The sequence below is a fragment of the Paenibacillus sp. FSL M8-0228 genome, assembly GCF_038007385.1.
GTDB lineage: Bacteria > Bacillota > Bacilli > Paenibacillales > Paenibacillaceae > Paenibacillus > Paenibacillus polymyxa_D.
Genome location: NZ_JBBOXA010000001.1, coordinates 2,923,721 through 2,941,080, shown reverse-complemented (window position 1 = coordinate 2,941,080; position 17,360 = coordinate 2,923,721). Strand labels below are relative to the sequence as shown.

The window sequence follows — 17,360 nt, the reverse complement described above, 5'->3', positions numbered from 1 at the left end:
TACTCCTCCTTAAATACAAACTCTTTTTATTCGAAGTTATTCAATACGTCTTCAAACTCATCCATATTCAGATCGTCTACTGTAAAATCACTGAGTGTAGCTTCTGAATAGTCCATTTCTGCACAATGGGTTATTATGTTTACTAAATGCTTTTTAAAACTCACCGCTACCCCTTCAATAGTACTCTTCTCATACTCGCCCTGGTTGTAGCTAAAGTTTAATTCCAGCTTCCCGCCTTCTACAGTTCCGCCGTTAATATCAATACAATACTCACTTTTATAGTTTGGTCCTGTAGACTCTCCGGCAGGAATATCAGACACTCCAAATAAATTGTCTACATTATCCTGGTTGAATTGACCGAGGTAATTGAAGCTTATTTCAGGGTTTAGATTAAAATTTAAATCGGCTTTGTTTTCCGGCAAGGTAAGATATTTTAGTATGCCGTAACCTATCCCTTTGTTAGGTATCTGCCTGATGTTTTCTTTTACCGATTTGATCATGCGGGAAATATCGAGTTGTCCGCTGACATCTAACACCACGGGATACTGGGTGGTGAACCATCCCACGGTCCTGCTTATGTCAATGTCTTTAATGATTTCCTCCCTGCCGTGCCCCTCCAGACTGATCAGAACCTTATCATTTCCGGTCCATTCCCTCACTGCTAATCCCAAGGCGGTAAGCAATATGTCGTTTACTTCTGTGTTATAAGCATGGTTTACCCGCTTTAGCATCTTCTCAGTCTCTTCAATACTCAGCTCGATCTTGACGCTATTGTTATTCATATACCTTCTTTCTTCAATCTCTCGGTCTTTTGGAAGCGGTATTGTTTCAGTTTTTTCCAAATTGGTCCAGTAATTTATTTCTTTTAATAGTTCAGGGCTATTGGCATACTCATCAAGCCTCTGTGCCCAATCTTTGAAAGAGTCGGTCTTGTTGCTGAATTTTATTTCATCATTGTTTAGCGCCTGTCTGTATCCTATGTCCAAATCTTCCAGTATGATTCTCCACGATACCCCATCAACTACAAGGTGGTGAATAGCTATTAGCAGGTGGTCCCCTTCTTTAGTCTTAAACAGACCAACCTTAACTAAAGGACCGTTATACAAGTCCATGCTCCTCTGAATCCTCGACGCTTCCAGCTCTATTTTTTCCCGGTAATTATAGCTGTCCCTAAGGTCTACAATTTCCAATGAAAAATGTTCACCTTCAAGGTTTTTGTTGTATTGGAGTATATTTTGATCCTCTATTTTTACCACTGTTCTAAAAATATCGTGGTGCTCTACAAGCTTTGACAATACTTTTCGAATAATAGCTTCTTCAAATCCGTTACGCCCATATATCATTATTTCCTGATTAAAATGATGGATATCCTTGCTGTCTTGTTTATACAACCATCTTTGTATAGGTGTTATCGGTACTATGCCTTCTACCGGGCCTTGATGAATTCTTCGGCTTGTAGATTGTATATATTCGACGAGTTCCTCAATTACAGGATGTTTGAATAAGTCCCGCATTTCGAGCTTTAGCCCATGGACGTTAAGACGCGACATTACCTGTATGGCTTTTATTGAGTCTCCTCCAAGGCTGAAGAAATTATCTTTTACCCCGATGTTTTCAGTTTTTAGTACGTCTTCCCATACTTTGGCCAGTATTTCTTCTCTTTCGTTTCTAGGAACTACATGCTCTACTCCGGTATTAATATTCCCCTGTGGTTCAGGCAATGCTTTCCGATCAATTTTACCGTTGGCATTAAATGGCAGCTGTTCCAGCTTCATGAAATATGCTGGTACCATGTAGTCAGGTAGTTCGTTTAAGAGATGCTCCCTTAGCTCGGAAATGGTCAATTCATTTTCCCCTACAATATATGCACACAGGTACTTCTTCCCTTGCTGCTCTTCCTTTGCAATAACCACTGCTTCCTTAATAGCAGTGTGCTTCACCAGATGTGCTTCAATTTCTCCAAGCTCTATTCTAAAGCCTCTTATCTTTACCTGGTGGTCGATCCTGCCCATGAATTCGATGTTCCCATCAGGAAGCCGCCTTACTAAGTCCCCTGTGCGGTACACTTTTTCGCCGGGAATAAACGGGTTAGGTACAAATTTTTCTGCTGTCAGTTCAGGTCTATTCAAATAGCCCCTTGCAAGACCGCTTCCACCTATCACAAGTTCACCGGCCACTCCTACAGGAGTTAATTGGTTGTGCTTGTCCAGTATATAAAGGTATACATTCTGTAAAGCTTTCCCTATAGGTACTGTTATAAGTTCTTCTGCTATTTTCTTTGTTATACTGTAACCCGCTGCATATATCGTGGACTCTGTAGGCCCATAGATATTTTCCAGAGATGTGTTCTCTGAGACATCGAAAAGCTCATGGACAAGCTTTTTGGGCAGCGCTTCTCCAGCAGCAAAAATATACCTGAGAGTTGATGGCAGTTTTATACCATTATCTTTTAAAGTTTGTACCATTATATTCAGCATTGATGGTACAAAGTTTACATGGGTTATCTTATGCTTGTTTATTACCTCTACTAACTCCATAGCTTCCTTTTCCACACCTTGGCGTGATATTACAAGCTTTCCTCCGTTGAGGAACCAGCCAAATATCTCAGCTACGGATACGTCAAAGGTATAAGTTGTTTTAAATAGAAAAGCGTCTTCCGCTTTAAGCGGATACATGGCCTGGAGGGCTGTAATTATGTTTACAACGCTAGTATGCTCAATCATTCCACCTTTGGGCTTCCCTGTCGAACCTGATGTATAAATGACGTACGCAAGGTCCGAGGGTTTGTTTACATTTTCAAGCTTTGAGTTCTCTTCATTTAAATATTCTTCCTCCAGATATATAATATCCGCATCAATCTGCTTATTTTCCATAAAGGTCCTGGAGGTCAAAAGGATCTGGGAACCACTATCGTCCAACAAATACTTTATCCTTGTATCAGGATAATTAGGATCTATCGGCAGATACGCCCCTCCAGCTTTCAATATGGCAAATATCCCCACAATCATCTCAAATGAACGTTCGGCCATAATTCCTACAATACGGTCAGGCTTTACCCCTTTGTTCCTCAATACTCTGGCCAAATGATTTGCCTTTCCGTTCAATTCCCTGTAAGTCAAGTGCTTGTCTTCATATACCACAGCTATGTTGTCAGGTGTCCTTTCCACCTGCTCAGCAAACAGCTCATGTATGGTTTTGTCCTGCGGATAGTCTTTCTTAGTATCATTAAAGTCTATCAGCAACTGCTTTCTTTCTTCATGACTTAATATAATAAGCTTGTCAACTGACCCTTTGGGGTTATGGATAAACATATTTAAAATATTAATAAAATAGTCTATACACTCTTCTGCCTGTTTTCTTTCCAATACTTTGTCCGAGTAGATCAAGCTTATATTAAGATCATCGAATGTATTACTTACTGTAAAGTCAAGACTTGTATTGGTTGCTTCATATTCATCAACTGAAATTCTATCTTTAACATCACCGATTTCTTTGTTTATTATCTCGTTATATATATGAAAATCCACATAATTGAATATGGTATCAAATAAAGGATTTTCCTCTTTGTTTTCTTTTCCGCCCAGGATATTTATGATCTCAAATAAAGGCAGTCTTCCATAAAGCTTTAAGTTTATTAATTTCTTTTCTGCAACTTTTATCAATTCCTCCCATATATCGATTTTATCAAAACACATTTTGACGGGAACCGTATTTAAGAAGCACCCCAGCATCTTATCTCCATCTTCGCATACAGGTCTGTTATTTTCTACCAAACCTACGACAAAGTCATCCTCGTATGAAAGCATATTGAGCATATAAGTGTATGCAGCAAAGCAAAGTGTCTTTAAGCTTACATCATATCTTCTGGCAGTACTTCTTAAATCACCTAAAAATTCCTGACTTAAATGGCGTGTTACATGGTCTACTTTATAAGATTTTTTTGTTTTTCCATGAATATTTGCAGGCATATTCAACCTTTTATATTCACTTAATTCCTCTCTCCAATAATTAATTACTTCCTGGTTGTCCTTAATTGTCATTTGGTCTGCTATATAATCTTTATAGCTGCATTTAAGCCGTGTTGGTATATAATCTTTTTCTTGCTTAAGCTTAGAGTATAGGTTTGAAACTTCCGTAATCAATGAAGCAACACTCCAGCCATCCAGGATAGCATGGTGGAATATCAGAACCAGACAAATATGGTTTGCGTCAAGTTTGAATATTCTTATCCTCCAAAGGGGCTTTGATATATCAAACGGATTCGCTCTGTCATTTTCCAAATATTTGTTTATATACTCAACCTGCCCTGTCCTGCTAAAATTCATGATATCTATCTGCTCAATATCAAGACTACTGCCCTTGTAAACAATTTGCACAGGAGTTTCAAAATCCTCTAAATTAAAAACCGTCCTTAAAATATCATGTTTTGACGTCATTAGAAGCATCGCTTCTTTAAATGCTGGGAAATCAAAGTCTTTGTCATTCAGATGAAATGCAAATTGGTCATGATAAACTGCATTTTCATAGTCTTTTTTGGAATGATAAATCATACCCAGCTCTATGTGACTCATCGGATATATATCTTCCATGTCCGAAGGTAACTTTTCTGAGAGAGTTTCATTCATCAATATTCGCTGTTTAAATAACTCCAGTTCTTCCCTTGCTTTACCCATCTTACTGTTAAAAGCTTCCGTATCTTTTACTTTTAAGAATGCAGACAATCTCTCAATATCAGGATTCATGTATATATCCCTGATTTGGATGTTTATATCCAACTTTTTGCATATTGTGCTGACTAATGATATTGCACGTATAGAATCTCCGCCTATTTTAAAGAAGTTGTCCCTTATTCCTACCTGTTTTGCTCCAAGCACTTCCTGCCATATTTCAACCAGTTTCTCTTCCACTTCATTCCGCGGCGCTACATATTCTGTTCCCGTACTCATACTTCCGTCAGGCTCGGGCAATGCTTTCCTGTCTATTTTTCCATTAGGGGTCAATGGCAGCTTTTCCATCTGCATAAAGTAAGAAGGGATCATGTAGTCCGGGAGCTCTTTTGACAAGTGTTCCCTCATCCCCTGTACGGTTATTTCTTGATCCGGTACGACGTACGCACAAAGATACTTATTTCCGTCAGCTCCTTCTTTGTCCAATACCACTGCTTCTTTTATTGTTTCATGCTTTAATAACCGGTTCTCTATTTCACCCAGTTCTATCCTGTAGCCTCTTATCTTTACCTGATGGTCGATCCTGCCCAGGTATTCTAGGTTGCCGTCAGGCAGCCACCTTGCCAGGTCACCTGTCCTGTACATCCTTTCACCCGGTGCGAATGGGTTTGCTGCGAATTTTTCTTCTGTAAGTTCCGGTCTGTTCAAGTACCCTCTTGCCAGTCCATCCCCTGCTATACATAGTTCTCCCGCTACTCCTATCGGCTGCAGGCCCTTTTCCTTACTCACAACATATAACTTAATGTTATCTATGGGCTTTCCTATTGGTACAAGCTCCAATTCTTCTTCCGTGGAGCAGCCAAAGTAGGATACATCTACTGTTGCTTCTGTTGGTCCGTACAGGTTATGCAGGCTTGTTCCTTTTTCTTTGTACAGCAGCTTGTTGAACTTTTCTACTTGCTTCAGGTTCAGTGCTTCTCCACTGGCAAATACCTGCTTTAAGCTTGCTATTTCCTCTATTATCCCCTTTTCCTCTACATACTCTAAAAATACACTCAACATGGATGGTACAAAGTGCATTGTGGTAACTTTATTTTTTTCGATTGCCTTCACGATTTCTTCCGGATTTTTTTCTCCTCCCGGTATCAGCAGGCAGACTTTGGCCCCAGTAAAGCTCCACCACAATAATTCCCATACCGATACGTCAAAGGTATAGGGAGTTTTCTGCAGGATCACATCACCTTCAGCTATCGGGTATTGCTTCTGCATCCAGTTGATCCGGTTGATTACGGAGTAGTTCTCTATCATTACCCCTTTGGGTTTGCCGGTAGAACCGGATGTATATATTACATAAGCCAAGTTTTCAGGTTTACTAATTAACTTTGGATTTGATACATCCCCAGTAAATAGTTCCTGATTTTCTATGCTAATAAATTCAGCATTTCTGTAACTACCTTTAGCATTTATAAATTTATCCTGTATCAGAATAATTTGGCTGCCACTGTCATCAAGCATAAACTGGATCCTGTCTTCAGGGTATTCAGGAGCTATGGGTAAATAAGCCCCCCCAGCTTTTAGGACAGCCATGATCCCTATGATCATTTCCGGGGAACGTTCTACCATAATTCCCACTACACTATCAGGTTTTATTCCCTTTTCTCTTAATTTTCTGGCCAGTTGGTTTGCCTTTTCGTTTAGCTCCCTATAAGTCAGCTGTTTATCTTCAAACACTACAGCAATATTATTGGGTGTCCGTTCCACCTGTTCCTCAAAAATCTGATGGATGGTCTTTTCCCGAGGGTATCCTGCTTTTGTATTATTAAATTCATATAATATTTGATGTTTTTCGTCTTGTGACAGCATATCAATTTCTAATAGCCTTTTTTCAGGAAAGGCTGCTGCCTCTTCCAATACATTAAGGTAATGGGCAATAAGCCTTATAACTGACTCTTTCTTAAACAACCTGGTAGCATACTCCAATTCAAATGCAATACCGTCCTCTGTTTCCTCAGCGTTTAAAGTCAAGTCAAACTTGGATATTCTTACTTCACTGTCATAGGGCATAAACCTTAGCCCATCCATCTTCACTTCTGATGCCTCGATATTTTGCAGTACAAACATAGTATCGAAAAGTGGATTTCTACCCAGATCCCTTTCCAGGTTAAGCTTATCTACCAGTTCTTCAAATTGGTAATCTTGGTTTTCGTAAGCCCTTAAGGAGTTTTCTCTTACTTCATTAAGGAAGTCCACAAAAGTCTTTCCACCTTGAGGGTGATTCCTCATGGCTAGCGTGTTTACAAACATACCAATAACGTCCTGAAGATCAGTATGCGGCCTTCCTGCAACGGGACTTCCAACTATAATATCTTCCTGTCCGGTGTACTTGGATAAAAGGACATTGTATGAAGCTAAAAGTACCATGTAGAGCGTGGCACCATTATTCACTGCAAGTTTGTTCAGTTTAACAGCAAGCTCCTTGCCTGCTTTGAAACTGATCACATCTCCCTCAAAACTCTGTATAGCTGGCCTAGGGTAGTCTAGCGGCATATTAAGCAAAGGAATTTCTCCTTTGAATACTTGGAGCCAGTATTCTTCCTGCTTACTAATTGTCCCATCAGCAAACAGCCTGTTCTGCCATACGGAAAAATCCTTGTACTGAATCTTAAGTTCCGGAAGTTCCTTACCTTCATACAGGCTCATAAATTCTCTTACCAGTATGTCGTCAGACACCCCGTCAGATATAATATGGTGCTTATCAAACATCATATTATATCTGTCTTCTCCAACTTTTATAAGCCCAACCCTAAGTAAAGGAGCCTCATCAAGGTCAAAGGTCCTAATAAATTCACTGGCTATTTTCGCAGCTCTTTCCTCATCGGTTTCCATATACATAACACTAAAATCCACATTGCTATGGACCTTTTGTACCGGTTTACCATCTATCATATGGAATGAGGTACGGAAAGACTCATGTCTGTCAACAAGCTCCCTAAAAGCCTGTTCAAAGCGCAGTTTATCGAGTTTGCCTTCAATTAGCATAATACCAGGCATGTTGTATGCCATCCCAACTGCGTCAAGCTGGTTTAGAATATACAGCCTTTTCTGGGCGGATGAAATTGGATAGTACTCCATCTCCCCAGCCGGCCCAATAGAATGAAATACACTCTCCTTTGCAATCTTGATGCACTCGGCAACTTCAGACATATTTGGGCTCTTAAATATTTCTTTAAGCGGTATGTTTACATTGAACTCTTTGTGAATCCTGGCAATAAGATTTGCTGCCCTTAAGGAATGTCCCCCCAGCTCAAAGAAATTGTCGTTTCTTCCCACTTTCTCTATACTAAGGATATCCTGCCACAACCCCGCAAGTTTCTCCTCCACTTCACCCAAGGGTGCGACATACTCTATTCCAGCATCGATATTGCCGTCAGGTTCGGGCAATGCCTTCCTATCTATTTTGCCATTGGGAGTCAGCGGCAGCTTTTTTAACTGCATAAAATAGGATGGTATCATATAGTCTGGAAGGTCCTTTAAGAGATGTCCCCTTAGTTCTGCTATTGTTAATTCATTTTCCCCTGCCACATAGGCACACAGATACTTGTTTCCCTTCTGATCTTCCCTTGCAATAACCACTGCTTCCTTTATTGAAATGTGCTTTAGCAGTTGTGCTTCTATTTCCCCCAGCTCTATTCTAAATCCCCTTATCTTTACCTGATGATCTACTCTTCCTAAAAATTCCATATTCCCATCAGACAGCCATCTGGCCAGATCCCCTGTACGATACATCCTTTCCCCTGGTATAAACGGGTTAGGTACAAATTTTTCAGCTGTCAGTTCGGGCCGGTTTAGATATCCCCTTGCAAGCCCTTCTCCCCCTATGCACAACTCACCCAAAACCCCTGTAGGCTGAGGTCTCAAGTGTTTGTCAACAACGTAGTATTTTATATTTTGCATTGGCTTTCCGATAGGTACACTCCCGGATTCCAAATAGCTTCCCAGTCTCTTTTCGTAATAACTGGAATCTATGGTGGACTCAGTAACCCCATAGCTATTAACAACCCGCAGTTTCTCTCCATACCAGGATTGTAATCTTTCATAATCTTCCACAGAGAGAGTATCTGATCCAAGTATAAGCAACTTGAGGCTATCAATAATCAAAGCATTATCATGGATATAATCCATAAGAGGAATAATCAGTGCCGGTGTGGATTCAAAGATGGTTATTTTATGGGTTTTAATAAGTGAATATAATCGTGCAGGATCGTATCTCTCCTCGGATGAACAAATAACCATTTGGCCTCCGTTGAGCAGCGTTCTCGAAACATCTCCCACAAATACATCAAAAGAAAAACTTGCGATTTGCAACAGCTTTACATCCATATCCGCAAGCCTATATTCCTTTTTCCATGCGTAAGATATGTTGACAAGACTTCTATGCTCTATCATGATCCCCTTTGGCTTTCCTGTGGTTCCTGATGTATAAATGACATATGCTAAATTACAAGATTTATTAATGACAGGAAGATTTTCTGTTCTCCCGTTGTAATTCACACAGTCATCAAAGCTTATAATATCAAGATCAAATTTAATTTTTTCTTTATGATGTTCTTGCGTAAGAATAATTCCAGCCAAGCTGTCATCGATCATATATCTGATTCGTTCTTCAGGATATTCGGTGTCTATGGGTAAATACGCGCCTCCTGCTTTAAATACAGCAATTACACCTATTATCATTTCTATGGACCGGTCTACCATTATAGCTACTACACTGTCAGGTTTTAATCCCTTGTCCCTTAAGATCCAAGCCAGTTGATTGGCCTTTTCATTAAGTTCTCCGTAAGTCAAGTATTTATCTTCAAATACTACTGCTATGTTATCAGGCGTCTTTTCCACGTGTTCTTCAAATAGCTCTTGTATGGTCTTATCCTTAGGATATTCTACTTTTGTATCATTGAAGCCATAGATTATTTGCTGTTTTTCCTCCTGGGACAACATATTTATTTCCGACAACCTTTTAAACGGATTTGCGGTTATCTCTTCCAACACGTTAAGGTAATGAGCCGCCAACCTTTTTAAAGTCTCTTTTTTGAAAAGCCGAGTACAATATTCAAAGCTAAAAGCCATACCATCTTCACGCTCTATTGCATCAATGGATAGGTCAAATTTTGATATTCTATACTCTAGCCCGTTATTAAAAGGTCTGAAGCTTATACCAGGTACTGCAAATTCTACCTTAGAGGCATTTTGCATGGTAAACATAGTATCAAACAGTGGGTTTCTGCTCATGTCCCTCTTCAAGTTAAGCTTCTCAACCAGTTCTTCAAATTGGTAATCCTGATTGTCATAAGCCCTTAGAGCGTTTTCTCTTACTTCATTCAAGAATTCTACAAAGGTACTATCTCCCTTGGGGTAATTTCTCATAGCCAAGGTATTTACAAACATACCAAGGATATCCTGCAGGTCTGAATGTGGCCTTCCGGCTATAGGGCTTCCAACGATTATGTCTTCCTGTCCGGTGTGCTTAGACAGCAATATGTTGTATGCCGCGAGCAGTGTCATGTAAAGCGTAGCCCCATTATCCCTTGCAAGCTTGTTTAATTTATTCGTAAGCTCACTGCCTGCTTCAAAGCTAAAAAAATCCCCTTCAAAGCTTTGTATTACAGGCCTTGGATAGTCTAGCGGCATATTCAGTACAGGTATTTCTCCCTGGAATGCTTGGAGCCAGTATTCCTCCTGGCTGCTAATTCCGCCCTCATCAAACAGTTTATTCTGCCATACAGCGTAGTCTTTGTACTGTATCCGAAGTGCTGGAGGGTTGTTTCCTTCATAAAGATCCATAAACTCACGAATCAGTATGTCCATGGAGACACCATCGGATATAATGTGATGCATATCAAACATCATAAGATGCCTGTCTTCTCCCGTTTTTACAAGCTCTACCCTTAGCAGAGGAGCCTTGCCAAGATCAAAAGGTCTGGCAAATTCCCCAGCATACTCTGCGGCTTTTTCTTCGTTAGTTTCAAAGTACATCACGCTGAATTCCACATGGTCATGAACCTTCTGGACCGGGTTACCATCGATCATGTGGAACGATGTTCTAAGAGTCTCATGCCTTTTTACCAACTGCCTGAAGACTTCCTGGAAACGCGCTGTATCAATGCTTCCTTCCAGCAGCATAATACCAGGCATGTTGTATGCTGTCCCTGCCCCTTCAAGCTGGTTTAGTATATACAGCCTTCTTTGTGCAGATGACATAGGGTAGTATTCCATTTCTCCTGCCGGTTGGATTGACTGATATAGGCTCTCCTTTGAGTCTTTAATATATCTGGCAATTTCTAAGATGGTTGGTGTCTTGAATATTTCCTTAAGAGGTATGTCTATATTGAACTCTTTGTGAATTCTTGCTACAAGGCTTGTTGCCTTTAACGAGTGTCCCCCAAGCATAAAAAAGTTATCATTTCTTCCTACCTTCTCTATTCCAAGGATATCCCGCCACAACAGCGCAAGTTTCTCCTCTATTTCTCCCGAAGGTACTACGTATTCTACGCCGGTATTAACATTGCTATCGAGCACAGGCAATGCTTTCCTGTCTATTTTTCCATTAGGGGTCAATGGCAGCTTTTCCATCCGCACAAAGTAGGAAGGGATCATGTAGTCCGGGAGCTCTTTTGACAAGTGTTCCCTCATCCCCTGTACGGTTATTTCTTGATCCGGTACGACGTATCCACAAAGATACTTATTTCCGTCAGCTCCTTCTTTGTCCAATACCACCGCTTCTTTTATTGCTTCATGCTTTAATAACCGGTTCTCTATTTCACCCAGTTCTATCCTGTAGCCTCTTATCTTTACCTGATGGTCGATCCTGCCCAGATATTCTAGGTTGCCGTCAGGCAGCCACCTTGCCAGGTCACCTGTCCTGTACATCCTTTCACCCGGTGCGAATGGGTTTGCTGCGAATTTTTCTTCTGTAAGTTCCGGTCTGTTCAAGTACCCTCTTGCCAGTCCATCCCCTGCTATGCATAGTTCTCCCGCTACTCCTATCGGCTGCAGGCCCTTTTCCTTACTGACAACATACAACTTAATGTTATCTATGGGCTTTCCTATAGGTACAAGCTCCAATTCTTCTTCCGTAGAGCAGCCAAAGTAGGATACATCTACTGTTGCTTCTGTTGGTCCGTACAGGTTATGCAGGCTTGTTCCTTTTTCTTTGTACAGCAGCTTGTTGAACTTTTCTACTTGCTTCAGGTTCAGTGCTTCTCCACTGGCAAATACCTGCTTTAAGCTTGCTATTTCCTCTATTATCCCCTTTTCCTTTACATACTCTAAAAATACACTCAACATGGATGGTACAAAGTGCATTGTGGTAACTTTATTTTTTTCGATTGCCTTCACGATTTCTTCCGGATTTTTTTCTCCTCCCGGTATCAGCAGGCAGACTTTGGCCCCAGTAAAGCTCCACCACAATAATTCCCATACCGATACGTCAAAGGTATAGGGAGTTTTCTGCAGGATCACATCACCTTCAGCTATCGGGTATTGCTTCTGCATCCAGTTGATCCGGTTGATTACGGAGTAGTTCTCTATCATTACCCCTTTGGGTTTGCCGGTAGAACCGGATGTATATATTACATAAGCCAAGTTTTCAGGTTTACTAATTAACTTTGGATTTGATACATCCCCAGTAAATAGTTCCTGATTTTCTATGCTAATAAATTCAGCATTTCTGTAACTACCTTTAGCATTTATAAATTTATCCTGTATCAGAATAATTTGGCTGCCACTGTCATCAAGCATAAACTGGATCCTGTCTTCAGGGTATTCAGGAGCTATGGGTAAATAAGCCCCCCCAGCTTTTAGGACAGCCATGATCCCTATGATCATTTCCGGGGAACGTTCTACCATAATTCCCACTACACTATCAGGTTTTATTCCCTTTTCTCTTAATTTTCTGGCCAGTTGGTTTGCCTTTTCGTTTACTTCCTTATAAGTCAGCTGTTTATCTTCAAACACTACAGCAATATTATTGGGTGTCTTTTCTACCTGCTCTTCAAACAGTTGATGTATAGTCTTATCCTTAGGATACCGGACCTTTGTATCGTTAAAGTCATATAGTATTTTCTGCTTTTCTTCCTGTGAAAGCATATCAATTTCTGACAACCTTTTTCCAGGATAAACCGTTATCTCTTCCAGAACATTAAGGTAATGGGCTGCAAACCTTTCTACAGTCTCTTTCTTGAACAGCCTTGTGGCATATTCCAAATCAAATGCAATACCTTCCTGGGTTTCCCGAGCATTTAATGTCAAGTCAAATTTGGATATTCTAAATTCATTTGTATAGGGTATAAACTTAAGCCTATCTATCTTCAATTCTGATGAGCCGGTATTTTGCAATACAAACATAGTATCAAAAAGAGGATTCCTGCTCATATCCCTCTTTACATTAAGCTTTTCCACCAGTTCTTCAAACTGGTAGTCCTGATTTTCATAAGCCCTTATAGAGTTTTCCCTTACTTCCTTTAGAAACTCAGCAAAGGTCTTTTCTCCCTGGGGATAGTTCCTCATGGCTAAAGTATTTACAAACATACCTATTATGTCTTGTAAATCTGTATGAGGTCTTCCAGCTATAGGGCTTCCCACTATAATATCTTCCTGCCCCGTATACTTAGACAGCAGTATGTTGTATGAAGCAAGCAATGTCATGTAAAGAGTAGCCCCATTATCCCTTGCAAGCTTAATAAGTTTTCCCGTAAGCTCACTGCCTGCTTCAAAACGGATAAAACCTCCGTCAAAGCTTTGAACCGCAGGCCTTTGGTAATCTACTGGCATATTCAGCACAGGAATTTCTCCATTAAATTCCTGGAGCCAGTATTCCTCCTGCTTCTTTATTTTGTCCCCAGCAAATAGTTCCTTCTGCCAAACAGAATAGTCCTTGTACTGTATACGGAGGGAAGAAGGGTTATTTCCTCCATACATATCCATGAACTCATGTACCAGTATATCCATGGACGTACCGTCAGATATGATATGGTGCATGTCAAACATCATGACATGCTTGTCTTTTCCCGTTTTCACAAGGCCTACTCTTAGCAGCGGAGCAATTCCAAGATCAAACGGCTTTATAAATTCTTTTACGATTTCCCCCACTTTTTCTTCGTCAGATTCTAGATACACTACACTAAAACCCACAGGATCATTGATCTTCTGGACGGGTTCACCCTCTATGAAATGGAAAGATGTTCGAAGGGTCTCATGCCTATTTATAAGCTGTTGGAAGGTCTTCTGAAAAAGCTCCAGATCAATACTGCCTTCAACCAGCAAGCTGCCTGGCATATTGTATGCTGTCCCTGCTCCTTCAAACTGATTTAATATATACAGCCTTCTTTGGGCTGATGACATAGGGTAGTATTCCATCTCTTTAGCAGTTTGGATGGATTGATATATACTCTCCTTTGCTTCCTTCATATACCTTGCTATTTCCGCTATAATTGGAGCCTTAAATATTTCCTTAAGAGGCATGTCTATATTGAACTCTTTGTGAATTCTCGCTACAAGGCTTGTAGCCTTTAAAGAGTGTCCACCTAACATAAAGAAGTTGTCATTTCTTCCTATCTTCTTAATTCCAAGGATGTCTTGCCAAATCAGTGCAAGCTTCTCTTCAAATTCGCCTATAGGCGCTTCATACTCTATTCCCGTATTTATATTACCTTCGGGTTCAGGCAATGCCTTCCTGTCTATCTTGCCATTAGCTGTCAATGGCATTTTTTCAAGCTGCACAAAGTATGATGGTACCATGTATTCGGGCAGTTCTTTTAAGAGATGCTCCCTTAGTTCTGATATTGTCAGCTCATTTTCTCCCGCTATATATGCACACAGGTATTTACTGCCCTGATGGTCTTCCTTTGCAATCACCAAAGATTCCTCAATTGAAGGATGCTTTAGCAGTTGTGCTTCTATTTCACCAAGCTCTATCCTAAAGCCTCTTATCTTTACCTGGTGGTCTATTCTACCCAGGTATTCCATTTCTCCATCAGATAATAACCGGACCAGGTCTCCAGATCTATATAACCTCTCTTCCGGCTTGTACGGATTTTGAACGAACTTTTCCTTTGTAAGCTCCGGTCTTCCAAGATATCCTCTGCAAACTCCGTCTCCTCCTACACAAAGCTCTCCGGCTACTCCAATGGGAACAACTTTCATGTTCTTATCCATTACATATGTTGTAAGGGTTGGTATAGGCCTTCCTATGCTGCTCACATTAGATCTAATTTCTTCCTCTTCTATCTCTTTATATGTGACATGCACTGTTGTCTCGGTTATTCCATACATATTGATGAGTCTAGTCTGCGGGTACTTCTTTCTCCATTCATTCAACAATGCAGGCTTTAATGCTTCCCCTCCGAATATGACATATCTTATCTTAAGTTCTTTTTCTTCATATGATACTTCTTCATTGGCTATATTATAGAAGGCTGAAGGTGTCTGATTTAATACGGTCACCTTCTCATTCCTTAGAAGTCTCAGATACTCTACATTGCTGCGTGCTGTCATTTTAGGAACTACCACCAATCTGCCCCCATATAACAACGCCCCGTACATCTCCCATACGGAAAAATCGAAACTCATAGAATGAAACATAGTCCATACATCATTTTCGTTAAAATCAAACTGCATTTTACTGTTAAATAACAGCCTTACTATGTTTCTATGCTCTATCATTGCCCCTTTGGGTTTACCTGTAGAGCCTGAGGTATATATTAAGTAAGCTAGATCGGAAGGTTTATTTACCTCCGATAAGTTATATTGTTCATCTGAATATTCCTGCTCATCTTCTAAATTTATTACTGTACCTATTGATGTATATTTGTCTATAAAATGTGATTGGGTCAACAGGATCACTGCCCGGCTGTCTTCCAGCATATGACTTATTCTTTCCTCAGGATAATCTGGATCCATGGGAAGATATGCCCCTCCTGCTTTTAATACCCCTAGGATTGCTACTATCATCTCAAGTGAGCGTTCTGCCAGAATACCTACGATACTGTCCGGTTTGACTCCTTTAGCCCTTAATACATGGGCCAACCCATTTGATTTTTTATTGAGTTCACTATATGTAAGCTTTTTACCCTCAAATACCACAGCTACATGATCAGGGTTCTTCTCTGCCTGCTCTTCAAAAAGCTGATGGATAGTCTTGTTTTTAGGATACTGTGCCTCTGTAGCGTTAAAGGTATATAGGATTTGCTGTTTTTCTTCCTGTAACAGTACATCAATTTCCCACAACCTTTTTTCAGGGCATGCCGTTATCTCTTCAAGAACGGAAATGTAATGGGTTCCAAACCTTTTTATTGTCTCCTTCTTAAACAGCCTGGTACAATATTCAAGGTTAAATGTTATACCTTCTTGACCCTCTACCACTTCAAGCATAAGGTCAAATTTTGCCTTTCTGCCTTCCAGCCAGTTGTTGTATTGTTTGAAGTTTATACCCGATGCTGCAAATTCTGTCTTGTTTGAAGTGCGCAGTGCAAACATAGTGTCAAAAAGAGGATTCCTGCTCATGTCCCTCATGAGATTAAGTTTTTCTACAAGTTCTTCAAACTGGTAGTTCTGATTTTCAAAAGCCAAAAACGCATTTTCCCTTACTTCCTGCAAGAATTGGACGAAGGTCTTTTCTCCCTCAGGATAGTTCCTTATGGCCAAGGTATTTATAAACATACCAATGATACCCTGCAGGTCAGCATGGGGCCTTCCGGCTACAGGACTTCCAACTATGATGTCTTCCTGTCCAGTGTATCTGGACAGGAGTACGTTATATGCAGCCATCAGTACCATGTATAAGGTAGCTCCATTATCTGTTGCAAGCTTATTTAGTTTGACTGAAAGTTCAGGGTTTATTTCAAAGCTTACAGCATCTCCTTCAAAACTTTGTACCGCCGGTCTTGGATAGTCAGTAGGCATATCCAGTACCGGTATATCACCCTTAAATGTCTGGAGCCAGTATTCTTCCTGCTTCTTTATTGAGTCTCCGGCAAACATCTCCTTCTGCCATACAGAAAAATCCTTGTACTGTATCCGTAGTGGCAAAAGGGTCTTCCCTTGGTACAAATCCAAAAACTCACTCATAAGTATATTGACTGATATACCATCTGATACTATGTGGTGCATGTCAAACATCATAACACGCCTGTCTTCGTTCGTTTTTACAAGTCCTACTCTCAGTAATGGAACTTGGCTAAGATCAAAGGGCGTTATGAATTCTTTGACTATTTCTGCTGCTTTTTCTTCATCCAGTTCCAGGTACGTAATACTGAAATCCACGTAATCATGAACCTTTTGTACTGGTTCACCCTCAACCATATGAAATGATGTGCGCAGAGCCTCATGTCTTTTTACTAGCTCCTTGAATGCCTGTTCGAAGCGTACTGCATCAATGTTTCCTTCCAGCAGTACGACGCCTGGCATGTTATATGCAGTACCTGCTCCTTCAAGCTCGTTTAGTATATACAGCCTTTTCTGGGCAGATGACATAGGGTAAAATTCCTGCTCTCTGGCAGAAGGTATTCCAGAAAAGGCATTTGGCGTATATTTTGAAACATCTTTTCCTTTTTCTTTTAGCATCGTCTCAAATAGCTTTCTTTTTTCTGGAGAAAGAGATTCTATTCTTTTCATCAAATTATCCATAACTTCGTCCCTCTT

General features: G+C 40.4%; 1 protein-coding gene. It reads right to left on the bottom strand.

Going from position 1 to position 17,360, the window contains the following annotated elements:
• Nucleotides 1–26: 26 nt before the first annotated feature.
• Nucleotides 27–17,345: a non-ribosomal peptide synthase/polyketide synthase gene (locus tag MKY98_RS12985; protein WP_341010946.1), complete on the bottom strand. Its 17,319-nt coding sequence runs from the start codon at nt 17,343–17,345 to the stop codon at nt 27–29.
• Nucleotides 17,346–17,360 lie beyond the last annotated feature (15 nt).